This is a genomic window from Celeribacter halophilus (genome assembly GCF_018860305.1).
Taxonomy (GTDB): Bacteria; Pseudomonadota; Alphaproteobacteria; order Rhodobacterales; family Rhodobacteraceae; genus Celeribacter; species Celeribacter halophilus_A.
Genome location: NZ_JAHKPE010000031.1, coordinates 189,678 through 214,180, shown reverse-complemented (window position 1 = coordinate 214,180; position 24,503 = coordinate 189,678). Strand labels below are relative to the sequence as shown.

General features: G+C 59.0%; 21 protein-coding genes. 13 read left to right on the top strand and 8 right to left on the bottom strand.

Annotated features, from left to right (window positions below; genetic code table 11):
* Positions 1-226: 226 nt before the first annotated feature.
* On the top strand, positions 227-2,110 hold the full coding sequence (locus KO492_RS12880; protein WP_216045333.1) for a heavy metal translocating P-type ATPase: 1,884 nt from the start codon (positions 227-229) through the stop codon (positions 2,108-2,110).
* On the opposite strand, the gene arsH is transcribed toward KO492_RS12880, so the two are convergent.
* A complete protein-coding gene (arsH, locus tag KO492_RS12875; protein ID WP_216045918.1) occupies positions 2,085-2,783 on the bottom strand; it encodes an arsenical resistance protein ArsH in 699 nt (232 codons plus the stop codon). The two genes, KO492_RS12880 and arsH, sit on opposite strands and share 26 nt — an antisense overlap.
* Positions 2,784-3,085: 302 nt before the next feature.
* Positions 3,086-3,847, bottom strand: a complete 762-nt coding sequence (locus tag KO492_RS12870; protein ID WP_216045332.1) for an IclR family transcriptional regulator — start codon at positions 3,845-3,847, stop codon at positions 3,086-3,088.
* 165 nt (positions 3,848-4,012) lie between these two features.
* On the opposite strand from KO492_RS12870, the gene KO492_RS12865 reads away from it, so the two are divergent.
* The 5 genes from KO492_RS12865 (at position 4,013) to KO492_RS12845 (ending at position 9,757) form a co-directional block, all read left to right on the top strand.
* On the top strand, positions 4,013-5,458 hold the full coding sequence (locus KO492_RS12865) for an NAD-dependent succinate-semialdehyde dehydrogenase (protein WP_216045331.1): 1,446 nt from the start codon (positions 4,013-4,015) through the stop codon (positions 5,456-5,458).
* A 69-nt stretch (positions 5,459-5,527) separates the two neighbouring features.
* Positions 5,528-6,694, top strand: a complete 1,167-nt coding sequence (locus KO492_RS12860) for an iron-containing alcohol dehydrogenase (protein WP_252735519.1) — start codon at positions 5,528-5,530, stop codon at positions 6,692-6,694.
* A 105-nt stretch (positions 6,695-6,799) separates the two neighbouring features.
* Positions 6,800-8,167 (top strand): hypothetical protein, encoded by a 1,368-nt coding sequence (locus KO492_RS12855; RefSeq protein ID WP_216045330.1) that lies wholly within the window; start codon positions 6,800-6,802, stop codon positions 8,165-8,167.
* A 291-nt stretch (positions 8,168-8,458) separates the two neighbouring features.
* Positions 8,459-8,917, top strand: coding sequence for a DUF1440 domain-containing protein (locus KO492_RS12850; protein WP_216045329.1), 459 nt, complete (start codon positions 8,459-8,461; stop codon positions 8,915-8,917).
* A gap of 294 nt (positions 8,918-9,211) precedes the next feature.
* Positions 9,212-9,757, top strand: a complete 546-nt coding sequence (locus tag KO492_RS12845) for a YaeQ family protein (protein ID WP_216045328.1) — start codon at positions 9,212-9,214, stop codon at positions 9,755-9,757.
* 258 nt (positions 9,758-10,015) lie between these two features.
* On the opposite strand, the gene KO492_RS12840 is transcribed toward KO492_RS12845, so the two are convergent.
* Entirely contained in the window at positions 10,016-11,212 is a 1,197-nt protein-coding gene (locus KO492_RS12840) for a multidrug effflux MFS transporter (protein ID WP_216045327.1), read from the bottom strand.
* Between the two features lie 103 nt (positions 11,213-11,315).
* On the opposite strand from KO492_RS12840, the gene KO492_RS12835 reads away from it, so the two are divergent.
* Complete coding sequence (locus KO492_RS12835) at positions 11,316-11,906, top strand: TetR/AcrR family transcriptional regulator (protein WP_216045326.1); 591 nt, start codon at positions 11,316-11,318, stop codon at positions 11,904-11,906.
* Positions 11,907-12,004: 98 nt separating this feature from the next.
* Here KO492_RS12835 and KO492_RS12830 read toward each other — a convergent pair whose 3' ends face one another.
* Positions 12,005-12,727 carry a hypothetical protein gene (locus tag KO492_RS12830; RefSeq protein WP_216045325.1) on the bottom strand — a complete coding sequence of 241 codons (723 nt, stop codon included), beginning with the start codon at positions 12,725-12,727 and terminating at the stop codon, positions 12,005-12,007.
* Between the two features lie 395 nt (positions 12,728-13,122).
* Here KO492_RS12830 and KO492_RS12825 point away from each other — a divergent pair, with 395 nt between their 5' ends.
* Together KO492_RS12825 and rpsU are read left to right on the top strand one after the other, a co-directional pair.
* A complete protein-coding gene (locus tag KO492_RS12825) occupies positions 13,123-13,533 on the top strand; it encodes a GFA family protein (protein ID WP_216045324.1) in 411 nt (136 codons plus the stop codon).
* Between the two features lie 166 nt (positions 13,534-13,699).
* Entirely contained in the window at positions 13,700-13,900 is a 201-nt protein-coding gene (gene rpsU, locus KO492_RS12820) for a 30S ribosomal protein S21 (RefSeq protein ID WP_040700433.1), read from the top strand.
* A 164-nt stretch (positions 13,901-14,064) separates the two neighbouring features.
* Here the strand turns inward: rpsU and KO492_RS12815 are convergent, their stop codons facing one another.
* On the bottom strand, positions 14,065-14,994 hold the full coding sequence (locus tag KO492_RS12815; RefSeq protein WP_216045323.1) for a hydrogen peroxide-inducible genes activator: 930 nt from the start codon (positions 14,992-14,994) through the stop codon (positions 14,065-14,067).
* Positions 14,995-15,097: 103 nt separating this feature from the next.
* Here KO492_RS12815 and KO492_RS12810 point away from each other — a divergent pair, with 103 nt between their 5' ends.
* Together KO492_RS12810 and KO492_RS12805 are read left to right on the top strand one after the other, a co-directional pair.
* The gene (locus KO492_RS12810) at positions 15,098-15,742 is read left to right on the top strand and encodes a peroxiredoxin (protein WP_216045322.1); all 645 of its coding nucleotides are present in this window, start codon (positions 15,098-15,100) and stop codon (positions 15,740-15,742) included.
* A gap of 60 nt (positions 15,743-15,802) precedes the next feature.
* A complete protein-coding gene (locus KO492_RS12805) occupies positions 15,803-16,246 on the top strand; it encodes a Dps family protein (protein ID WP_216045321.1) in 444 nt (147 codons plus the stop codon).
* A gap of 386 nt (positions 16,247-16,632) precedes the next feature.
* On the opposite strand, the gene KO492_RS12800 is transcribed toward KO492_RS12805, so the two are convergent.
* A complete protein-coding gene (locus tag KO492_RS12800) occupies positions 16,633-17,397 on the bottom strand; it encodes an SDR family NAD(P)-dependent oxidoreductase (RefSeq protein ID WP_252735518.1) in 765 nt (254 codons plus the stop codon).
* Between the two features lie 344 nt (positions 17,398-17,741).
* On the opposite strand from KO492_RS12800, the gene KO492_RS12795 reads away from it, so the two are divergent.
* Together KO492_RS12795 and dusA are read left to right on the top strand one after the other, a co-directional pair.
* On the top strand, positions 17,742-18,383 hold the full coding sequence (locus KO492_RS12795) for a DUF3047 domain-containing protein (RefSeq protein ID WP_216045320.1): 642 nt from the start codon (positions 17,742-17,744) through the stop codon (positions 18,381-18,383).
* A gap of 198 nt (positions 18,384-18,581) precedes the next feature.
* On the top strand, positions 18,582-19,589 hold the full coding sequence (dusA, locus tag KO492_RS12790) for a tRNA dihydrouridine(20/20a) synthase DusA (protein ID WP_216045319.1): 1,008 nt from the start codon (positions 18,582-18,584) through the stop codon (positions 19,587-19,589).
* 21 nt (positions 19,590-19,610) lie between these two features.
* Here dusA and KO492_RS12785 read toward each other — a convergent pair whose 3' ends face one another.
* Both KO492_RS12785 and KO492_RS12780 read right to left on the bottom strand, forming a co-directional pair.
* Positions 19,611-23,321 carry an efflux RND transporter permease subunit gene (locus KO492_RS12785; RefSeq protein ID WP_216045318.1) on the bottom strand — a complete coding sequence of 1,237 codons (3,711 nt, stop codon included), beginning with the start codon at positions 23,319-23,321 and terminating at the stop codon, positions 19,611-19,613.
* Entirely contained in the window at positions 23,318-24,478 is a 1,161-nt protein-coding gene (locus KO492_RS12780; RefSeq protein ID WP_216045317.1) for an efflux RND transporter periplasmic adaptor subunit, read from the bottom strand. The genes KO492_RS12785 and KO492_RS12780 overlap by 4 nt, the downstream gene beginning before the upstream one ends.
* Positions 24,479-24,503: the final 25 nt, after the last annotated feature.

The window sequence follows — 24,503 nt, the reverse complement described above, 5'->3', positions numbered from 1 at the left end:
GTGCGTTGAGGTCGGGGCGAAGTGTTTTCGGCCCGCCGCGTGCCACACGCACAGCGGCCATACACGGTCGCCGCAGACCGCTGCCAGATCGTTGCCAGACAGGGGAAGACCTCGACACGTTTTACGTCTTGCGCGAAGATCATGCTCGGTCTGAGGCGCGGGCAAATGCTTCGCTGATTTCCAACACATCGCCCAAGGCAGATTTGCCCCAGCCAAAGTGAACAGCATGACCAACGCCCGAAACGACGACGCCAGAAACGCCCGTGTGAAGAAATCGCTCTTTCTGGCGGCTATCCTCGGGCTTGTGGCGGGGCTGGCGCTGTATTTCTCTGGCCATGAGGGGACATCCCGCCTTGTCTGGACGATTACGGTGCTTCCGGTTCTGGTCGCGCTCTGCGTGGATATTCTGCGCAGCCTTTTGCGGGGCGAGGTCGGGCTGGATATTGTTGCGGCCCTGTCCATGTCCGCCGCGCTGGGGTTTGGCGAGACCTTGGCGGCGGCTGTGGTGGCGGTGATGTATACCGGCGGCAATGTGCTTGAGAGCTTTGCCGAAGGCCGCGCGCGGCGGGATATGCATGCGCTGCTGTCGCGGGTGCCGCGGATGGCCTGCCGCTATGAGGCGGGTGCGCTGGTGGATGTGCTGCTGGATGACATCACGCCCTCGGACCGGCTTTTGATCCGTCAGGGCGATGTGGTGCCGGTGGATGGCACGGTGGCCTCAAAGACGGCCTATCTCGACAGTTCTGCCTTGACGGGGGAATCCCTGCCTGTGCGTCTGGCATGCGGGGCGGAGGTCATGAGCGGGGCGACCAATGCGGGCGAGCCTTTCGACCTGATTGCCGCACGTCGCGCAAGTGAGAGCACCTATGCGGGGATCGTGCGGCTGGTCGAGCAGGCGCAGCACTCCAAGGCCCCGATGGCGCGACTGGCGGACCGTTGGTCGCTGGGCTTTCTCGCCGTGACCGTGGTGATCGCGCTGGCGGCATGGGGGCTGACGGGCGACCCGATCCGTGCGGTGGCCGTGCTGGTCGTGGCCACGCCGTGCCCCTTGATCCTCGCCGTGCCGGTGGCGCTGGTGGCGGGCCTGTCGCGGGCAGCGCGTTTCGGGGTGTTGATCAAGGGGGGCGGGCCGCTGGAGGCGATGGCGCGTATTCACACGCTGATCCTCGACAAGACCGGCACGCTGACCGATGGGCGACCGCAGATCGTCTCGATCCACCGCAGCGGTGATACGTCGGAGGAGGACATTCTGCGCTATGCCGCCTCGCTTGATCAGGCCTCCAAACACCCTGTGGCACAGGCCATTGTTGCGGCGGCCAAGGCGCGGGGGCTGGCGCTCGCGGTGCCTTCCGAGGTCACGGAAGTGGCTGGCTCCGGGGTTGAAGGCACGGTTGACGGGCGCAAGATCGTGGTCGGCGGCAATGATCTCGTCGCGCGGCGGACCGCTCAGGCCGCAGAAGACATGCCCGTGCTGGAGGCCGGTGCTTTGTTGGTGGCGGTGGCTATAGACGGGCGGCTGGCAGGGCATCTGGTCATGGCCGACCCGCTGCGACTTGGAACTGCGTCGATGCTGGCAGGGCTGCGCGAACAGGGCATTGCGCGCATCCTGCTGGCCACGGGGGACCGCGCCGCCGTGGCCGAGCATGTGACCGAAGGGCTGGATATGGACGGGGTGCGTGCCGGTCTGACGCCGGACCAGAAGGTTCTTCTGGTCCTCTCTGAGCGCCAGAACGGGCCGGTGATGATGGTGGGAGATGGTGTCAATGATGCCCCCGCGCTTGCGGCGGCGACTGTCGGCGTGGCCATGGGCGCACGCGGGGCGGCGGCCTCTGCCGAGGCGGCCGATGTTGTGCTTTTGGTGGATCGCGTGGACCGTCTGGGGCCGGGGATCGAGATCGCCCGTCGTTCGCGCCATATCGCCATGGAAAGCGTTGTCGTCGGGATCGGCCTGTCGGTCGCGGGGATGATCGCGGCCGGTTTCGGCTATCTGACGCCGGTTCAGGGGGCGGTGTTGCAAGAGGTCATCGACGTTGCCGTGATCCTGAACGCGTTGCGCGCGCTGCGAATTGTGCCGAAAGACGGCCTCAGCCCACAGCCTTCGACTGATTGACCCGTTTGGAGAGCTCTTCGCGGCTTTCCACCCGTTCCGAATAGCGGTCGACAAGATGCTCCTTGATGTCGCGGGTGAGCAGGGTGAATTTCACCAGTTCTTCCATCACATCGACGATCCGGTTGTAATAGGGCGAGGGTTTCATGCGCCCGTCTTCGTCGAATTCGTCCCATGCCTTGGCCACAGAGGACTGGTTCGGGATGGTCAGAAGCCGCATCCAGCGCCCGAGAATCCGCAACTGGTTGACCGTGTTGAAACTCTGCGATCCGCCGCAGACCTGCATCACCGCCAGCGTCTTGCCCTGTGTCGGGCGCACGCCGCCAAGGGACAGGGGAATCCAGTCGATCTGGCTTTTCATGATGCCGGTCATGGCGCCGTGACGCTCGGGGGAGGACCAGACCATGCCTTCGCACCACGTCACGAGATCGCGCAGTTCTGCGACTTTCGGATGGTCCAGAGGTGCGTCGTCGGGCTGGGGCAGGCCGCGCGGGTCGAAGATTTTCACCTCCGCGCCGAAACGGGTCAGGATGCGTCCGGCCTCTTCGGCAGAAAGACGTGAGAAGCTGCGGTCGCGCAGGGAGCCGTAGAGGATCAGGATGCGCGGCGGATGGGTGCTATGGCTGGCCGGAAAGAGTTGCGCAGGGTCCATCGCGGCAAAACTTGCGTCTTCCATCTGCGGTGTATCGGTCTCTGATCTGTTGTGTGCGGGCGTCTCGGACATGGCCGGTCTCCTGTTTGTCATCCTCTTTTCCCTCCTCGTCACCACGCAATATGGTTGCAGCCAAGGCGTCACTCAGCGCCTGAATGCCGCCAGCGCAGCCCTGAATTAGCCCTGTATATGGGGGCAGGGGTGTCCGCTATGGCCGCATTTTGTGTCGTGAGGCGGGGATGCCTATGGTTTCGTCATTACGCGGATTCTCGAAGTCAGAGGTGAAGTAGAGCGATGCGGCGGCTCTGTCAAGCGGCGCAGACGGGTCAGCCCAGATGGTGGCGCGATAGGGAGCCTGCGATTTCGCAGATGATGCCGCCGAGGTCTTTCTTGGCGGCGTCGCGGGCTTCGGTGCTGGTCATGGAAATCGCGATGCCCGCTACGGGGCTGCCTTCCGGCCCGAGGATCGGTGCGCCGAGACAGACCATACCCTCGCGGATTTCGCCGTTGTCCACGGCGTAGCCCTGCGCCCGCCAGACTTTCACATCCTCTTCGAACGCCTCGAAATCACGCACGCTGTTGTCGGTAAACGGCGCGTGCCACGGGGCGGAAAGAAGCGTGCGTCTCTGCTCTTGCGGAAGCTGTGACAGCATGGCTTTTCCGGTGGCGGAATAGACTGCGGGAAGGCGCATACCTATTTGAAATGTAAAGCCTAAAGGCTTGTCGGAGTTGCGGCAGGCGAGGTAGACGACCTGATCGTTTTCCAGTGTCGAGAGGGTGACGGTGTAATTGGCCAGCCGCCCGTCGCGGGCCAGTGTACGCTGGAATTCGGAGACAAGGGAGGAGCGGCTCAGATAGGCCCCGCTCCAGCGCAGGCAATGGGCGCTCATGCTGTAGCCGGTGGGCTCCGAGTGAAGCACGCCGGTCTCCACCAGAGTCTCACAAATGCCGAAGACGGAACTCTTGGGGATATCGAGGCATCGGGCAAGCTCGGAGACGCCCATAGGGGCGTTGCTGGCGGCCAGTTGATCGAGGATTCGGATGGTGCGCTCCGCCGCCGGTGCGCGCCGTTTTGTAGGGTCAGCCATGTGTCTGCCATTCGTCTGCGTTTTGTCGGGCAAGTTTACCGCCGTATTTGGGGAATTGACATAGGGTATACATCGGCATACGTTTCATATTGAAGACAGCGTTCCACATGCGGAACGATCAGTCAAGCCGAAACCGAAATACCAAGACCAAACTGGGAGGCCCGAATGCCCGAACTCAAAGACCCGTCTCTGTTGCAAAACGCCTGTCTGGTGAACGGCCAGTGGGTGCAGGCCGCCTCCGGTGACACTGTCGAGGTTACAAACCCCGCAGATGGCTCCGTGGTCGGCACCGTGCCCAGCATGTCCCCCGATGAAATCCCTGCGGTGATCGAAGCCGCGCGGGTGGCGCAGGCGGACTGGGCCACATGGGCGGCCAAGGAACGCGCGGCCGTGCTGCGCAAGTGGTTCGAACTGATGGTGGAGAACACCGAAGACCTCGGCCTGATCATGACGCTGGAGCAGGGCAAGCCGCTGAAAGAAGCCAAGGGCGAAATCGCCTATGCTGCCTCTTTCGTGGAGTGGTTCGCAGAAGAAGCCAAACGCATTTACGGCGACACGATCCCCGCACCGGCACGCAACCAGCGCCTCACCGTGCTGCGCCAGCCCATCGGTGTGACCGCCGCGATCACGCCGTGGAACTTTCCGGCTGCGATGATCACCCGCAAGGCCGCGCCTGCGCTGGCCGCAGGGTGTTCGATGATCGTGCGCCCCGCCGATCTCACCCCGCTCACGGCGCTGGCGCTTGGCGTGCTGGCCGAACGTGCGGGCATTCCGGCAGGCGTGTTCCAGATCGTCACCGGTCCGGCCTCGAAAATCGGCAAGGTCATCACCGATAGCGATGTGGTGCGCAAGCTTTCCTTCACCGGTTCGACCGAAGTGGGACGTCTGCTGATGGCGCAATGTGCCGACACGATCAAGAAAGTCTCGCTCGAACTGGGCGGCAACGCGCCCTTCATCGTGTTTGATGACGCCGATCTTGATGCGGCGGTCGAAGGGGCGATGGCCTCGAAATACCGCAACGCGGGTCAGACCTGTGTCTGTGCCAACCGGATTCTGGTGCAACGCGGCGTTTATGATGCCTTTGCCGAGAAACTGGCAGCCAAAGTTTCGGAACTCACCGTCGGCAACGGCACCGAAGAGGGCACGGACATCGGCCCGATGATCGAGGCGAAAGCCCTCGACAAGGTGCAAAGCCATATCGAGGACGCGGTCTCCAAAGGCGCGACGCTTATGCAGGGCGGCAAGCGCCTCGGCGGGCTGTTCTTTGAACCGGCCATCCTCACCGGTGTCACACCGGAGATGAAAGTCGCGAGTGAGGAAACCTTCGGCCCGCTCGCGCCGCTGTTCCCCTTCGATACGGAAGAAGAAGCGATTGCCATGGCCAATGACACGATCTTCGGTCTGGCGGCCTATTTCTTCACCCGCGATCACGCCCGTATGGTGCGTGTCTCCGAAGGGCTGGAATACGGCATGGTCGGGCACAACACCGGCCTGATCTCCAACGAGGTGGCCCCGTTCGGCGGCGTGAAACAGTCCGGTCTGGGCCGTGAAGGCTCCAAATACGGAATCGAGGAATATCTCGAAATGAAATACATCTGTAGCGCCCTTTAAACCCTTCCCCTCGCGCGACCCGACCCTCTTCCTGCGGGTAGCGCATTTTTTACTTCAAGGACAAGATCAATGACTGATGGTATCAAACCGTTTTCCTTCGACACGCCCGGCTCCATGCTTGTGGAATGGGGTGGCGCGAAGCGGATGGGCGAGCTTTTGAGCGCATGGTTCCCCGAGCGCAACCTGTTGATCGTGACTGACAAATTCCTGCATGAGAACGGCCTGCTTGATCCGGCTGTGGCCTCTTTAAAAGCCCACGGGTTCACTGTGACGGTGTTTGACGATGTGGTGGCCGATCCGCCCGAAGCCGTGCTCATGTCCTGTGTCGAGCGTGCCAAAGCTGCGGGTGCTGATGTCGTCATGGGGCTGGGTGGCGGCTCCTCTATGGACATCGCAAAACTCGTGGCGGTGATGCTGGTCTCCGAACAACCGCTTTCCGAGCTTTACGGCATCGGCAAGGTCGAGGGCAAACGCACGCCTCTGGTGCAGGTTCCGACCACGGCGGGCACGGGCTCCGAAGTGACCAACATCACGATTCTGACCACCGGCGAGACCACGAAAATGGGCATTGTTTCGCATCAGCTTTACGCCGACCGCGTGTTGCTGGATGCCGAGCTGACCGTGGGTCTGCCGCCGGTTCAGACGGCTGCGACCGGCATTGATGCGATGGTTCACGCCATCGAGGCCTTCACCGGCCAGCACAAGAAAAACATGATGTCGGATGTGTTCGCCAAAGAGGCCTTGCGCCTGATGTCGGCAAACCTGATTACGGCCTGTCAGGACGGCACCAACCGCGCGGCACGCGAAGCCATGCTTCTGGGTGCGAACCTTGCGGGGCAGGCCTTCTCCAACAGTCCGGTAGGCGCGGTTCATGCGCTGGCCTATCCGTTGGGCGGGCATTACCACCTGCCGCATGGTCTGACCAATGCGCTGATGCTCGGGCCGGTTCTGCGTTACAACATGACCGCCGCCGCGCCGCTCTATGCCGAGTTGGCCGATGTGGTTGTCGGGCCGTCCGACGAGGGCACACAGGCCAAATCCGCCAATTTTGTGAACTTCATGCAAGACCTGATGGATCGCTCCGGCGCGCCGTTGAAACTGCGTGATGTGAACGTCCCCGAAGCCGATCTGCCGATGCTGGCGAAAGACGCCATGCTGCAAACGCGGCTTCTGATCAACAATCCCGTCGAAGTGACGGAGAAAGATGCGCTCGCGCTGTATCGCGAAGCATACTGACCCTCATGACAGGCGCCCTGACGCACCGCAGGTAGGGCGCCTGACACATAAGAAATGAGCCCCGGGAGGGAGGGGCCCAACTGCGCACAAAGCGAGGAGACTTCAGTGAGACAACAACGTATCGACGGGCAGGAAACGCCCTATTGGCCGGCGGGTCCGTTCAAGATCCGCCTGCCATTCCTACACTACCGGTTCGAGTGGCCGGATTATTTCCAGGGCCTCTTGATGTGCGCTGTGGATCTGGCGGCGATCCCGCTCATGATCGAACTGTTGGGGATGCCCTTTGAGGTGGCCCTTGCTGTTGTCATGATGAACGGGATTTTGTACCTGACGCACCACCTGTTGGGCGATCCGGTTATTCCCGGCTGGATCACACCGGCGATCCCGCTTCTGATGGCCTATTGTGCGGCATTCCCGGAGGGGCCGGAGCGCGTGCATGCCTTGATTGCCTTCCAGTTGATGCTCGGCCTGTTCTCGATCTTCATCGGGGCCTCGGGTCTGGCGCATCGCGTGGTGCAGCTTATCCCGCAAGCGATCAAGTCCGGCATCATTATCGGGGCGGGCATTGCCGCCGTGATCTCCGTGTTCAAGGTCGGTGGCCGGTTTGACAGCTTCCCCTTCACCATCACCATCGCGGTGGGCATTGCCTTCTACGTCATCTTCTCGCGGCACTTTGCCAAGCTGAAAGCCACCAATTACATCTTTGGCGCGATCGGCAAGCTCGGTATCTTCCCGATTGTGGCGCTGGCGATTGTGGTTGCTCCGGTCTTTGGCGAGGCACCGTGGCCGACCATCGAGTGGGGGATTTCCAAGCCGGACTTCACCACGCTGTGGAAGGAATACACAGTCTTCGGTCTCGGCTTCCCGCCGCTGGGCATGTTCCTGACCGCGATCCCGACGGTTCTGGCCGCCTATATCGTGCTGTTCGGGGATGTTCTGCAAAGCAAGGCCATCCTTGAAGAAGCCGACCACGCGCGTCTGGACGAAAAGATCGACTACAACCCCGACCGTGCACATATGATCTTCGGGGCGCGGAACTCGGTCATGTCCATCATCGGGCCGGATGTGGCCATGTGTGGACCGCTCTGGGCCGCCATGCATGTCGTCATTGTCGAGCGTTTCACGCAGGGCAAAAAGGCGATGGACTCGATCTTCGGCGGGGCAGGGTCCTTCCGTTGGGGGACCAACACCGGCTTGCTCTTGATGCCGATTGTCACGCTTGTGCAGCCGATCCTCGGCATCGCGCTGGCCCTGACGCTGCTGATCCAGGGCTATGTCTCGGTCCGCATCGGTGTGATGGAAGCGCGTTCCCAGCGTGACCTCGGCATCGCCGGTGTCGTTGCCGCCGTGCTCGCCACCCGCGGGGCCGCTTGGGCCTTCGGCGTCGGCGTGGTGCTCTGCATTCTCGTCTACGGTCGGGACTTCTTCCGCGGTGAGGTCGACGAGACCTTCGTGAAAGACATGAAAGACTGACACAGACTATTTTGTGAGACGTTGAAACGGGGGCCGCTTTGGCCCCCGTTTTGTGTTTGGCCTTCGGTCGGCCTCACGTCCCAAACCCTGTCCACATAACAAACGATCACCCTTTGTTGAGTGATCGTTCAAATATGTTTTTTGAGTCATCGCTCCATAACGCTTAAATGCCAGTCTACGACATGACGGCAAAGGCGTCTGTGCGATGAACGCTCTGTTCTGTGCCGCCCTTGCCGAAGTGATTCAAACCGGCTCCGCAATTTACGCAAAACACAGAAAGACCTTCCCGATATGTTGACACTTCACAGCCTCAGAAATCTGGTTATCGCCGGATTGGTGGGCGAAATTTCGTTTGAAATCTACGCATGGCTGATCTCGCCGGTTCTGTTCGGGGTGGCTTTGGCCCCTGCGAATTTGGTGATCGCGCTGATCAAGATCGCCTTTGGCGTCACGCTGCCGCATTGGGCGGGGTTCCTTGTCCATTTCACAATCGGCGCGGTCGGGTTCGGGGCGTTTGTCTGGCTGACGCATCTGGTGACGCGGGTCAATCTCGTCCTATCGGGCGCTTTGGCGGGGTTTGTCCTGTGGTTCGTGGCACAAGGCTTGTTGGCGCCTGTGGTGGGGCGCAGCTTTATGATGGGGTTCGGGGCCTATACCCAGTCCTCCTTTATCGGGCATGTCGGCATGGCGACCTTGATGGGGTATGTCATGGTCAGGCTGCAAACACGCCAAGCGCGCATCGCGGCCTAAAAGCGCAAGCGTACCCAAGGGGCAAAGCAGAGCGTCCTGTCTGCTTTGCACATGACCATGCCTGAGACCATGCCCGTGCCCCTATCTGCCTGAGGCCGGAAGAGGCGGGCAGGGGCGTGGCACAAGAGCCGCGCGAAAGGCTTGGCCTGTGCCTTATCCGCTTTCACAAAGACGCCGGAGGCTTTAGAGCCTATCGCAACGTGCCTCGATGGAGCGTGACAGCCCCATCCCGACGCAGCGCGGCGTTTCTTGAAACGCCTGCGGCAGGCCCATCTTTTATTCAGGACAGATATCATGGCGCTCAAAGCCACCATTTACAAAGTTGAACTCACCGTCTCCGATATGGACCGTCACTATTACGAGACCCACAAGTTGACGGTGGCCAAACATCCTTCCGAGACGGATGAGCGGTTGATGGTGCGCCTGCTGGCCTTTGCCTTGAATGCCCATGAACATCTGGAAATGACCAAGGGCCTCTCCACGGATGACGAGCCCGACATCTGGCAGAAAAGCCTGAGCGACGAACTGGAACTCTGGGTGGCCTTGGGCCTGCCGAGCGAGAAACTCGTGCGTCAGTCCTGTGGCAAGGCCCGTGATGTGATCATCTATGCCTATGGCGGCAGGACGGCAGAGATGTGGTGGGAGAAGATCAAAAACAGCACCACGCGGTTCGACAATCTGAAAGTGGTGAATATCACCCCGAAAGACACCGCCGCACTGGCCGAACTGGCGCGCCGCACGATGAAGTTGCAGGTCAACATTCAGGACGGCGAGGTGATGGTCGGGGTTGATGACAGCGTGGTCTACCTGACGCCGGAGACTTGGAAAGAGGCGGGGTAGGCGACGGAAGTTCCGCAGAGAGCTGCAACCATACGGCTTGGGCGCAACATTTTGTTGCATCATTCCTTAGAAACAGGCCCCCCAAAATCGAGGAAAGACAGCTCCGAGCCGTTTGTGGCAGTTCGACACCAACGGCGAAAACGGACATTTGCTTCATCTCGCATGACCGTTGTTTGAGGAGATGGGCCTTGGTCTCCTTTGCAATGCAAGGCCCATACTCTCATTTGGTGAGGTTTCCCGATTGTGATCTCGACACGCCTATCTCTTTGAGCGATTCCCAAAGGCAAAGAACAAAACTGTCGCGAGTGTGGCTGGGAGAAAGAGGCCAAGAGACATGGGCAGAGCCGTGGCGGTTCCTCCGATGGCAACGCAGGACGAGACGGTAAATGCGATGGCAAACTGAATGGCTCCGAGCAAAGCCGAGCCCATGCCTGCGCCCGCTTTTGCCAGTTCCATTGTGATCGACATGGCATTGGCCGAAAGCAACCCGACCATACCGATCGAAATCCAGAGAGGAAGAACGAATAGCCACAGTGTCTCTGTGCCGGAGAGCAGGGTCAGGACCAATGTCGCGCCCAAATAGACTGGCAATCCGACCGTGAGGATCCGGTTGGGGCTGTGGGTGTTCAGTAGAATGCCATTCACCTTCCCGAAAACCATCAACGCGGCAGCAATCGCCGCGAACATGATGCCGAAGCCAATCGAGCTTAAACCAAATATCCCCTGAAACACGCCCGATGATCCGGTGATGAATGCGAACATGCCGCCCTGCACCAAACCCGATACAAGCACCATGATGACAAAGCGGCGCTGTGACAGCAGTGTCACCGCCGTGCGGGCCCCGTGGACAAATGGCTGTGTTTTGCGCTCTTCGACTGGGAGTGTTTCGGGCACGACAATCAGGGTCAGGACAAAGGCAACAACGCTGATAAGCGCCATGAGCGCAAAAATCGAACGCCAACCGAAGGCTTCAAGAAGCAGGCTGCCCAGCGTTGGAGACACGATCGGACCGATCGTCAGCAACATCACAAGCACCGTCATGACCTGAGCCGCCCGTCGCCCTTCATAGAGGTCTTTGACCACGGCGCGCCCGACGACCATGCCGGCACTTGCACCAATGGCTTGGACAAACCGCAGGGCGTTGAACCACACGATATCGTCGAGCAACGGTAGGGCAATCGAGGTCGCTGTAAACAGGGCTGTTCCGATCAGAAGCGGCAGCTTGCGCCCATAGGCATCGGCCAAGGGGCCAACCAGAAGCTGACCGACACATAGCCCGAGAAAAAAGATCGAAAGAGAAAATTCGGCCGCTGTGTGTGTGGCGGACATTGATGTCGCCAAATCACCGAGCGCGGCCAGATACATATCTGTTGCCAGTGGGGGAAAGATGGACAGCAAACCCAAGCTTGCTGTGATGGCCGCAGCGTGCTTTGGCGTTAGGGATATTCGGGACATTTTGGTTCCTGTCTGGTTAGTAGACTTTGGTCTAAATTTAGTTAATAGACTAAAGTCTCACAAGCAAGTAAGGTCAGCCTGCGTGATTGAACAGGATATGTGCATGACGAAGAAAGTATCGGGCGGGCGGCCGACAGACGAGAGAGCCAGTGCCGCGCTGAAAGCCGCCGCACTGCAGCTTGTTCGCGAAAACGGCTACGAGAAAGTATCCATCGCAGCGATTGCCAAAGAGGCCGGTGTGGCCCGACAAACGCTCTATAATCGCTGGAACACCAAGGCCGATCTCGTCCTTGAGGCCGTATTCGAGGAAACAGGCAATTACGCCGCCCAACCCGCCTTGGAGGACGGCAAAAGCTGTCGCGTGGTTCTGGAAGAGTTTCTGATCAATGTCTTCGAGCACCTGAACAAAGACCGCGACACTCTGTGTTCCATTATCGCCGCTGCGCAGAAGGATGTGACATTCAATGCCTCCTTCCATAAGAATTTCGTCTTGCCGCGTGAAAAGATGATCACCGCGTTGCTGCATCGGGCACAAGACCGCGGAGAGCTTTCGCGCGGTCGGAATCCGGAAATGATTTCAACCATGATCCATGGCGCGTTCTGGTATCGCCTTCTCAATCGCGGAGCGCTGGATGCCCGACTGGCAACAGATATCACAACGGAAGTCTTTGAACGACCACCTGCATCGCCTTAGTGCGTTGCGGTTGGTTCTTTGCACGCGCGGTAGCCCCAAAATGCAACATTCAGTTGCCAGCCGGAGACTTGGGTGAAAGCGCCTGAAATACCGGAATATTAAGATGCGTCGCGTAGCATAGAGCCTAAATTTTCGAGATAATTACTCGTCTTTCCTCTCACCCTCGCGTTTGGATGGTGCATCGAAACAAACGTGGTGTCACCTTTAACGGCACGCGAATGCAAATTTTCAGTTTCGAAGGTCGCGCCTGCAATTTCAGCCCAAAATCTCTCATACTTCTTTCCGTAAAAGATGACAGCCTTTGGCTCGTGCTGTGCAAGCATATCTTTAATCGACGCTATACGGTCAGCCCGATACCGAGCATTGTAGGCAATTCGGCTTGCCAAAAAGGGCAGGTCGGTGAAATCTGGATACTTCCAGGTAGTGATGCTCGGAGAGGGCAACGGGTTCAATTCCATAATGCAAGTTGCCGAACCTCGTCTACCAAGTTGCTGCTGCCAATGGTTGCGCACACTCATTCCCGACACGGGGTCTGAATTATAGGCGAGCTGGATACGGCTGAGCGCTGACCAAGTGTTTTGCTTGGTAATCGAGTTAAAGCCATTCTCAAATACGGCATCATGGTATTCTGCGACATCTTCCAGAGGCGCGCACCCTCTTTGCTGCCACACGTGAATTCTATTCGTCACCTCTCTTGCGCTGTTACCTCCACCTTCTTCCATACCTATAAACCATAGCGGGGCTTCGAAATCTCCATAGCCATAGAAGCCTGTTGCGAAGCCGTCTATTTCCTCGGCAGTGGGAAAGTTAAGTGTTGTCATTGAAAAATGCTCTTTGGATAGAGGAAGTGACTTTCAAGATAACCACAAAATTTATCAGTCAGCGCAATAGTTCAAGTCTTTCATTCAGAACTGAAGGTGGAACGAAAAGCCCCGATCGGAGAGGGTATATGTTATTATCTGGAACGTAATGCATATCCAAAATTTATCGCAAAGGCCATTTGTCCGCTTCGGGCTGCTGCCGTTGAACGGTTTTTGCACGAATAGCGGCTCGGGACCGTGAACGACGGAAAGGCATGGTTTTCAATCCGTTGATGCTCTGCGACGCCGAGACTGTCTTTCTGTGAGCCCCTTTGACCGGAATTCAACACGCGGATACAAAGGAACAATGAAATGCGTTTGACTGGCGGCAGGGGGGGCGGTTGCGAGGAGTGTGAATGGACAACAATCCGACCACGGGACAATGCCTTTGTGGCGCTGTGAAATTCCGCATATCAGGAGAGTTCGAGAGCTTTTTCCTGTGCCACTGTTCCCGCTGCCGCAAGGATAGCGGTTCGGCCCATTCGGCAAACCTGTTTTCGTCCACGGCCAAACTCATCTGGGTTTCAGGCGAGGCAAAGATCAAGACGTTCCGTTTTCCTGCTTCACGCCATATGAAGAGCTTTTGCTCCGACTGCGGATCCGCACTGCCTATCTCCCAGCCGGAGGTCGGTTTGCTTGTGGTTCCGGCAGGGTCGCTTGACAGCCCGATCGACATACGACCCGACGCGCATATCTGCTGTTCCAGTCGCGCGGACTGGGACAACGATCCGAGCTCCATCCCAAGGATCGACGGGCTTCCCGGCTGAAGGGTCGCGCCGGTGATGCCTCTCGGACAACCGCCAGATGACAAGGGCGCGACCGCCGGTTTCGTCCCACATGGCAGGCTTTACTATACAAGATGGTTTAAGGCTGTTATCTGGCCTGTAGGTGCAGATCATTGCAAATTCAAACGAAAAGGCTGGTGGAAACCACATGCAGGTTAGTGTTCGCGACAACAATGTCGATCAGGCCCTTCGGGTTCTTAAGAAAAAACTTCAAAAGGAAGGCGTGTTCCGTGAAATGAAGCTCAAGCAACATTTCGAGAAACCTTCCGAGAAAAATGCGCGTCAGAAAGCGGAAGCGATCCGTCGCGCCCGCAAACTGGCACGCAAGAAGCTGGAACGCGAAGGATGATTTAATTCAACTCCTGATGTTGAATAAACACCCCCGTTGTCTGATGGCAGCGGGGGTTTTCCGTATTTGAAGGGTGTTTTTACATGGGCCGTTCACTGCGCCCGCATTGTGGGTGACCCGTCATCATGCAGCAGACATATCTGTGGCTGTCAGGTAGGGAGGTCTCAGGCACAGGTTGAACGATCTCCATTCGGCACATTTCCGGATTGGACAAGGGTTTTCTGGGTTTGCTGCAACAGCTTTCCGATGGATTGAAAGAGTTTCGCCCGTGCCGTTCCGGGGCGCCAGGCCAGAACAACCTGACGCGGGCAGGCATCAGGCAGCGGTGTGAGTTGAACATGAGCCAAGCGTGTCACTCCGGCAGCGACCGCCAGATTGGGCAGGAGCGTGATCCCCAGACCTTCGGCGACCATGGCGATCAGTGTGCTCAGGCTGGTCGCGGCAAAGCTGTCTTCGGCCGCGACGATCCGCCCCGGATAGGCCGCCAAGGCATGGCGCTGTAGACAGTGCCCCTTTTCCAGAAGCATCAATTCGGGGCTGCTTGTTAGTGTGTCCGCGCCCCGCGGGGGTGGACCGCCAAGGGGCGTGGCCAATTGATAGCCATCATCGAACAGCGGCATGACCTCCAACGCGCCGATGTCAAAGGGCAGGGCAATCAGCACCAAATCCAGCCGACCGGCGTTCAGTCCTTCGATCAGAGTCTCGGTCATTTCTTCGCGCAGGTAGACCCGAAGATCGGGGAAGGCCTCTCTGATGGCTGGTAGCGCACGTGGCAGAAGATACGGCCCGATGGTGGGAATCGACCCCAGTTTCAAATCACCCTCCAAGGGGCTCTTATGGGCCTTTGCCACCGCTTCGATCTCTGCGGCGTCCAGCAACAAGCGCCTCGCCCGTTCGGTCAATTCCAGACCCAGCGGTGTCATCATCACGCTTTGTCGTGTGCGCTCGATCAACTGAACGCCCAGCCGGTCTTCCAATTCCTTGATGCCGGCACTCAACGTCGGCTGGGTGACGAAACAGAGTTCTGCCGCGCGGGAAAAATTCAGTGTGTCGGCAACGGCCGTCAGGAAACGCATCTGGCGCAGGGTAATCATTGATAGACTTTCTCTATAATAATGATCTTTATATTCGATTTCTTCTATCTGTGTCCAGCCGCTATATCTGCTGCATCAGAACGCAGACAGGAAAGACAAGCAAATGACAGACCAGATCCAATACCCCGCAGCACGTCTGAACGAAGCCGCTCCGGCCTTTGATGCTCCGACCACCCATGGTCGCAAGACACTGGCCGACTACCGTGGCAAATGGCTGGTGCTGTTTTCGCATCCGGCGGATTTCACGCCGGTCTGCACCACGGAATTCATCGCCTTTGCCAAAAAGCACGATGACTTCACCGCCCGCAACACCGAGCTTCTGGGGCTCTCCATCGACAGCCACTACAGCCACATTGCGTGGATGTTGAATATCAAGGAAAAATTCGGCGTCGAGATCAAGTTCCCGATTATAGCGGACCTGAATATGGCCGTGGCACAAGCCTATGGCATGATCCAGCCCGGTGCCTCCGACACGGCCGCTGTCCGTGCGACGTTCCTGATTGATCCGGAAGGTGTGCTGCGTGCGATGGTGTATTATCCGATGAACGCAGGCCGCTCCGTTAACGAGATTTACCGTCTGCTGGTGGCTATGCAAACTGCGGATGAAAACAAATGCGCGATGCCGGAGAACTGGACCCCCGGACAGCCGGTCATCGTGCCGACACCTGCAACCCCGCAAGACGCAATGGCTCGCGCTGGCGAAGGCTATGATACGGTGGATTGGTATTTCTCCACACGCAACCTGTGACAGTTCCGGACGGGCCATAGTGGCCTGTCCGCCCCCATAATTCCGTTAGGAGAGAGACCTATGACCACCGCATCCCAAACCAACATCGCGACCCTGAAAGACGTTCTCGGACAGACCTTCCGCCTGTATGTGCAGACCCACGGCTATCACTGGAATGTCGAAGGACCGAATTTCCGCCAACTGCATGTCTTGTTCGAGGCGCAATATCAGAACCTCTGGGGCGCGCTGGACGAAATCGCTGAACGCATCCGTATTCAGGGGGCATATGCGCCGGGAACGGTCGCGGGCCTGATGGCACATGCCGAAGCGGAGGACACTCCGGCGCAATCCGCTGAAGACATGATGATCAAACTCGTCGCTGGCCACGAGGCCCTTGCCGTCACCCTGCGCGATGCCATCGGCATTGCCGGCGAGGCGGGCGATGAAGTGTCTGCCGGCATCCTCACCGACCGTCTGGAATGGCATGAAAAAGAGCTCTGGATGATGAAATCCAGCCTCCGCTAAGCTTGGGTGGCCAAGCTTCGGAGCTTGGCCACCACGCGCGCCTACAAAGACATCAAACACCCAAACCCTACATCAAGGAGTGGGATCATTGGTGGGAGGTCGGCGGTATGCTTTTATAACCCACGCCTATAACCAACGCCGCCGTCACTCATTGTTTGGCGGCAAAAGTCCTGAGCCTTCTCCCGTCTAGCGAAGAGATGGCATAAAGATATGGCAGAGTGCGCTTGCGGAGGGGAACTCGCCCCCTCTGGGTATTGGCCTGTTCGGGAGCAAGGGCCCCTCCGCAAGACATATCAGTTTTCAGTCCATCGCGCCGATTGTCACGCAGATACATCGGCCAATCCACCTTCGGTGTTCAACGGGCCGCTCTTTTCGAGCGTGAAAACCTATGTAGCAGACATCCCGCCATCAATGGAATACCGTCCACCCGTGCAAAACTTGCTTTCTTCAGATGCAAGGAAGACTGCCAAATCCGCGACTTCATCGGGTGTTCCATAGCGACTGAGCGGAATGGATTTTTCAGCAGCATCCTTGGCAGCAGAAGCCTTGTCTGGGGCGGCACCCGCCTCAATGGATCGCATCATCCGGGTTTCGATTGGCGAGGGGTGAATGGTGTTGACACGCACCTTCATTGGCGCGGCTTCCAAGGCGGCCGTGCGCATCATGCCAACCAAAGCATGCTTGCTGGTCACGTAGGCTCCGAGGCCCGGAGCGCCTTTAAGGCCGCCAATGGAGGACGTGATGATGAAGCTGCCACCGCCAAATTTGGAAATCTCCGGAATGCCGTAATGAAGGCCCAGCCAGACACCACGAATGTTGACGGCCATCACTTTGTCAAAAGCTGCGAGCGGGTATTCCGTGATGGGGGCTATAACACCTTCGGTGCCGGCATTGGCGAAGAAGGTATCAAGACGGCCAAACCGTTTGATCGTTTCGGCAATATAACGTTGCGTGTCATCCGGATCCGAGACGTCTGCGACACAAGTTGCGACCTGATCTTTTTCGAAGCCTGCCTGAGCCTTATCCAAGGCGTCCTGACCAATATCAACCAGCATCACTTTTGCGCCCTCAGACACAAAACGTTGAGCCGTAGCAAGGCCAATGCCGCCTGCGCCGCCAGTGATGATTGCCACTTTTCCATTCATTCTCATGATTTTCTCCTCAATTTGCTGGTTGCTCTAAGGCGGTTCCGGTAAGAGGGGCGACGCGGGCCAATAATTCCCAAAATTAGAATTCAAATGCCTATGCGCTATACGTCTAAGAGTATCTCACCGATAACTGTCACCGAATGCATCCTCGGCTTCATTTATGTGAGAATTTGCGGGCGCCATTCCAATACCCTGATCTCTGACGGAATCTGGCCTTTTCAGTTATCACATTCGCGTATCAGGCGCTGCGCGCCATTCAAACCTTGCAAAAGCCGGTTACAATGAACGCTCCGAATATGTGATGGCGAGTATGATCGCTCGTTTTACAACACCCAAGGGAGTGATCAATGCGTTTCACAATACCAGCCGCGCTGCTTATGTTTTTATCTCAGGCCGCACTTGCCGAACCCGTCAGTTTTTCCGACGGGTGGCGCGAGCAGCGTTTGTCCCTCTTCAGTTCGAATGACTACAGTTTCGGGTCCAGCCTGAGTCTGGTTTCGGAGGGGGCGGTGTCGATTGCGTGGAGCCGCGTGGCGCAGGATCGTTGGACAAGTTCGCGCGCATCGTGGGTTTGGACCGTTGATCAGTCCGTGCCGCCAACAAACCTTGCGCAGAAGGGCGGCGATGATCGCAATATTTCGCTTTACTTCGTGTTCGTGCCAGAAAGCATGGCTCCGGCGCTTCGGGAAGCCAATATCCGCAGCCTTCTGGGGAATGAAGATGTGCGCATCATCCAATATGCGTGGGGCGGAAACCACGGACGCAAACAGATCATTCCTTCGCCCTACGGTCCTACGGGGCAGGGTGTGACCATTGCATTGCGGTCTGCGGGCACAGGGTCTCACGCCGAGAGTGTGGACCTTACCGAGGACTACATGAAGGCTTTCGGTGGCGCAAAAGGGGCGCTTGTCGGTTTGGCTGTTTCGGGCGATAGCGATGATACAAATAGTATAATTCGGGCTGCTATCGGGAATTTACATTTGGAGTAGAGCGACATTTTCAAAAGATGCCGGGCGCACCGTTTCATGTCCAATGTCAAGAGAGAGGCGCAGGACATGAGGCCGGTCATGACATGATCAGAAGCCTCTTTCACGAACCGGATTTTAATTGCGCCACCCGTGCTGCAACCTGTAGCACCGCGTCTGGAAACGGGATAAAATCGCGCTGAAACGAGGAAAACGTGAAAAATGGTTGATCAAAAAGAACAAGAAAAATCAGCGTTTTCCGCAGTTGATTGCTCTGCGCGTCTATCTGTCGCCCCCATGATGGATTGGACCGACCATCACTGCCGGTATTTTCACCGGCTGATGAGCCGTCATGCCTTGCTTTATACGGAGATGGTGACCGCGCCGGCTTTGGTGCGGGGCGGGGCTGTGCATTTGTTGGACTATAACTCAGAGGAACATCCGGTTGCGGTGCAGCTTGGTGGTTCCGATCCGGCGGAGCTGGCGGCGGCGACGGGGTTTTGTGTGGAACGCGGTTATGACGAGGTTAATCTCAACGTCGGCTGCCCGTCTGATCGGGTGCAGTCGGGGGCCTTTGGCGCGGTGTTGATGAAATCGCCGGATCTCGTGGCCGATTGCGTCCGTGCGATGCAGGAGGCGGCGGGGGCTGTGCCTGTGACGGTGAAATGCCGGATCGGGGTGGATGATCAGGAGGCTGCAGAGGTCTTGCCGGAGTTCCTGCGCAAGATGCAGGCGGCCGGGGTCGGTCGGATCACGGTTCATGCCCGCAAGGCGTGGCTGGACGGTCTGTCGCCCAAGGAGAACCGCGATATTCCGCCGCTGGACTACCCGCTGGTGCATGAGATGAAACGCGTCTTTCCCGATTTGCACCTGTCGATCAATGGCGGCATTGCTTCGCTCGATACGGTCGAGGCGGAGCTTGCGCATATGGATGGCGTGATGGTGGGGCGGGCGGCCTATCACCAGCCTTACGATATTCTGGGCGATGCGGATCAGCGGATCTTCGGGGATGCGCGCGCGCGCCTGAGTCGTGAGGACGTGGTCTTCGCGATGGAAGACTATATCGGGCGGCATGTGGCCGCAGGCGGCAAGCTGGCGCAGATCACAAAGCATATGCTAGGCCTGTTTGCGGGCCAGCCGGGAGCGCGGCGCTGGAAGCGGGTGCTTTCCGAGGGCGCGCATAAAGAGGGCGCGGGGTTTGCCTTGGTGCAAGAGGCCCTGCCGCGCTAGGGCCTTTCATGCGCCTAGGGCTCACTCCGCGGCTTTCGGCCCGTCTTTTCCATCTTTGCTGATTTTGCCGGTCTCCGGCGTCTCCGGTGTAACCTCGCCCACGCTTTCGGGCGTGGCGGGCGGCGGTTCTACAGGGCGGGTTTTCGGCGCGGTTTGCGACACGCGCTCGGCCTCGAATGTCTCCGGTGCTGCCCAAGCGCCTGTGCCTGTGGACCAGATGAATTCGGGGTTCTTCGCCCGTTTGGCCTCGCGACGCAGGCGGTAATCCTCGGCGGTGCGGCTTTGGCGGCCCATGACGGTCAGCAGGCGCATCCGCAGATGGTGCAGGATGTCCCAGAACCAGATGCGCAGCGCCAGCATGGCGGGGGTGAACACCAGCGTCAGAACGGTGGCAATGCCGAGGCCGAAGACCACAGCCGTGGCCAGATTGGTCCAGAACTGTGCGGTGGGCGAGTTGATCGTGTAGCCGCCATTGATGAAGTCCAGCGAGAGGCCGAACATCATGGGCGTGAGGCCCGCCATGGTGGTGATCGTGGTCAGAAGCACGGGGCGGATACGGTCTTCGGCCGTGCGCACGATGGCTTCGATACGCGGCATGTAGCGGGAATATTCCTGATAGGTATCAATGAGAACGATGTTGTTGTTCACCACGATCCCCGCCAGCGCCACGATCCCCGTGCCGGTCATGATCATGCCGAAGGTCATATCCATCACCAACAGCCCGATCAGCACGCCCGCCGTGGACATGACCACCGCCATCAGCACCAGAACCGAGTTGTAGAAACTGTTGAACTGGGCCAGCAGGATGATGAACATGAGCGCAAGCGCGGCCCCGAAGGCCTTGCCGAGGAATTCGCCGGTTTCCTTTTGCTCCTCGTCATCGCCGGTCCATTCCCAAGAGACGCCTTGGGGCAGGGGCGTTTCGTCTTCCAACCATTGCGTCAGCGTTTCGATCCGTTCCGTGGGGGTGATCGTCACCCCGTCCTCGCGGGTCAACCCGCTGTCCACCGCCGCTTTCACATCGTAGTAGCGCTGTTGGTCGACGCGGCTGATGGAGGCGAGTTTTCTGACGGGTGTGCGGGTAATGAAATTGGACAGGGGCACCTGACCGTCAGCGGTGCGGACCTTGAGACTGTCGAGTGTGGAGAGCACGCGGAATTCTTCGGGCAGGCGCACACGGATGTCGATTTCCTCGTCGGATGTGTCCACCCGCATCGTGTCGAGCAGGATGCCACGGGTCACAAGCTGGATCATCCCGCCGACCGTGGCGACATCCGCGCCGTAGCGACCGGCCTTCTCCACATCCACGTCGATCTGCCAGTCGATGCCGGGCAGGGGGCGGGTGTCTTCGATATCGGCCAGTGCCTCGGTCTGATCGAACTTGGCGCGCACGATCTCGGTTGCCTGTTCCAGCAGTTCGAAATCAACGGCCTTGAGCCGCAGATGCACGGGCTTGGCTGAGGCCGGTCCCATTGAGAGGTTCAGTGTCTCGGTCTGGATGCCGGGCAGTTTCGAGAGCTTCTGTTCAAGCTGGGAAAGTACATAGTCGCCGTCATAATCCGGTTTGACATGGGTGTCCTTGAAAAAGAGAAACCCGTCCTCGGTCTCGGTCGGGCGGTCTTCCCACGGGATCAACTCGACCTGAATCTGGCCGATGGTGTCGCGCGGTGCGGACGAGCCGCCGGTGTTGGAATTGAGCCCGCCGTCGCCAGCAAAGACAAAGGCGTTGTCCACACCGGGCTGGGCCAGCACAATGTCTTCGGCCTGACGCACCAGCGCGTCTTTTTCGGTCAGCGACAGGTTGCCGCGTGCCTTCACATAGATGATCGCCTGTTCCGGCTCTGTGGCTGAAAAGAACTCGATGCCTTTGTTGTTTTTGCCATAATAGCCGAAGACCGAGACCACCGCGAAGAGAACGGCGACAATGACCACCACCGGCATCACGGGGTTGCCTGCGATGAAATAGGTGAAATGCCCGAAGGCGGAGCGTTTATAGCCGGACTCCACCTTTTTCCTGTCCAGCTCGATACGCGCCGCCGAAAGCGTGATGCCGGTGAGGGCCGAGCCGATCAGGAACAGAGCGCCGCCGAGCACAGCGCCGCCCTTGGCCCCATCGCTCATGAGGTAGCCGGGGTTCATGAGCTGCATAAGCCCGAGAAACACAAGATAGGCCGACGGGATCACCAGAAGCGCGCGCAGCCAGTAGGGCGCCATGTCGCGCAGACCGGCCGAGGCGAGATCAAAGCTCCGCGCGATCCGGCCGGAGACGCCACCCATCACAGGCAGGTAGATCAGAGCCACGATCAGCGAGGCGGAGAGCACAAAGATGATGGTAACGGGCAGCATGCCCATAAATTCGCCCGCTACACCCGGCCAGAACAGCATCGGCAGAAAGGCGCAGAGCGTTGTGGCGGTGGAGGAGACAATCGGCCAGAACATGCGCTTGGCCGCCTCGATGAAAGCGGCCATGGGGCCTGCGCCTTCGTCCATTTTCCGGTCGGCATATTCGACCACCACAATGGCCCCGTCGACCAACATTCCGACCGCGAGGATCAGCCCGAACATGACGATATTCGAAATGGTGATGTCCATCAGCCCCAAGAGGATGAAGCACAACAGGAAGGACGTGGGGATGGCAAAGCCGACCAGAAGAGACGAGCGGATGCCCAGCGAGGCCAGCACCACGATCATCACCAGCGCAATGGCGGTGAGCACGGAGCCTTCGAGCTGACTCACCATAGAAGAAACCTGCCGCGACTGGTCATTTGACGTGCCGACAATGATCGCCTGTTGCAGCGGCCCCGGCCATGTGGCGAATTCGGCAGCAACCTCCTGTTTCACAAGATCCACCGTGTCGATGATCGGGAAACCTTTGCGTTTGACCACCTGTAGCGCCACGGTGTTTTCGCCATTGAACCGCGCCGTGCCCGTGCGGTCCTCGAAGGTCAGACGGATGTCGGCCAGATCGCCCAGCGTCACCACGCGGTCGCCATTGACCTTGACCGGCAGGGACATGACGTCGCGCTGGTCGTCGAAAGACGCGGGGATCTTGACCGAGAACGTGCCTTGATCGGTTTCGACCTCGCCTGCGGCGACAAGCTGGTTGTTGTTTGTGACCACGTTGATCAACTCGGCGGCGGTGACATTGTAGCTTTCGAGCTTGAGTGGATCGATCACCACTTCGAGCATCTCGTCGCGATGGCCGGTGAGCTGGGCTTCCAGCACGGGTTCGAGACTTTCGATCCGGTCCTGCATTTCCTTGGCATATTTCACCAAAGTGCGTTCGGGCACGGGGCCGGTAAGGTTGACGATCAGGATCGGAAATTCGGAGAAATTGACCTCCGAGACGGTGTAACTGTCGGCCCCTGCCGGAAAATCCGCCTCGACGCGGCCCATCCGGTCGCGCACATCCGCGATGGTTTTGGTCTTGTCCCAGCCGAATTCGAATTCAAGCCAGATGCCGCCATAGCCTTCGGAGGCAGTGGCCGACATGGAATCGAGCCCGTCGAGATCGGAGAACTCGGTTTCCATCGGTTTGACGAGCAGCTTTTCGGCGTCTTCGGCGGAAATGCCGGGGAAGGGCACGGCCACATAGAGGCCGGGGATTTCGATGTCCGGTTCGCCCTCTTTGGGCAGGCTGACATAGGCATAGGCCCCCGCGATCAGGGTCAGAGCAATAAAGGCCAGAATCATTCGGGCGCGTTCACCGGCCCAGTCGACGAGTCCGGTCATTGGGTGGCCTCCGTCTGGAGGTCGGTCTCAGTCGTATCAGTCTCGGGCATGGCCTCGTCGGGAGTATCAAAATGCGGCTCGACCAGAACACCCGCGCGGACAAACTCCTGTCCCACGGTGATGATGTCGGCCTTTTCGGGCAGACCGGCGACCCAGATGCCCTCGCGCGTGTCGCGCAAGACGGTGACGGGCGCAAACTGCGTGCGGCTGTCCTCGCCCACGAGTCGCAAGCCGATCCGTCCCTCGTCGTCCAGTGTCAGCGCCGATTGCGGCACCAGATGGGCCTCAACCCCCGCCGAGGAAATGGCGATTTCTACCGTTTGCCCGTCGCGGATGGCGAAATCGGGATTGGGCACCTCGACTTCAACGCGGAAGGTGCGCGTGGCCGGATCGGCGGAGCGCGATAGGAAGGTGACATTGCCCTGCACAGTTTCCCCCGAAATCAGCCGTGCACCAGCGAGCGCGCCAAGTTCGATCTTGTTCACATCGGTCTCGGAGGCATAGCCCACCAGTTTGATCGGATCGAGCTGGATCACCATGGCACAGGGCGCCCCCGCTGTCAGATAGGTGCCAAGCTCCGCCGTGTCGCTTTCGAGAAGCCCCGCAAAAGGCGCGGTGATCGAGAGGTTTTCAATATCACGCTGGACCTGCGCCACAGCGGCGCGCGCACTTTCAACACCGGCCTCTGCGGAGAGGATCTGGGTTTCCGAAGCATAGCCCCCTGCGGCCAGTTTGCGGGCATTGGCCAGTGCGACTTCGGCCTCGGAGAGCGCGGCATGGGCCTGTGCAAGGCTCGAATCCCGCGTGCCGCGATCAAGGGCGCAAAGCTCTTGTCCTGCGCTGACCGTCGTGCCCTTGCGCAGTGGTTCGTTGATCACGCGCCCGTTGGTCTCGGCGGTCACCTGAACCGTGCGCGCCGCTTCGGTCTCTCCGCGCAGCACCACGGCCGAGTCGAGTGTCCGCGCCACGGAATGGCGGGCCACCACAGCCACCGCACGGGCGTCCTGTATGGCTTTTTGCGCTGGCGGGGCAAAGTCCTCTTGGCTCTCCGCGTTTGCGTCCGTCTGGTCCTGTCCGGTCAGGCGGTCACGTTCGAATATGAACAGGTACAGGCCGATCGTGACGAGCAGGGCGATAAGAATGGAGACGATGCGCATGGCTTTACTGTCCTGTGTCTTGTCT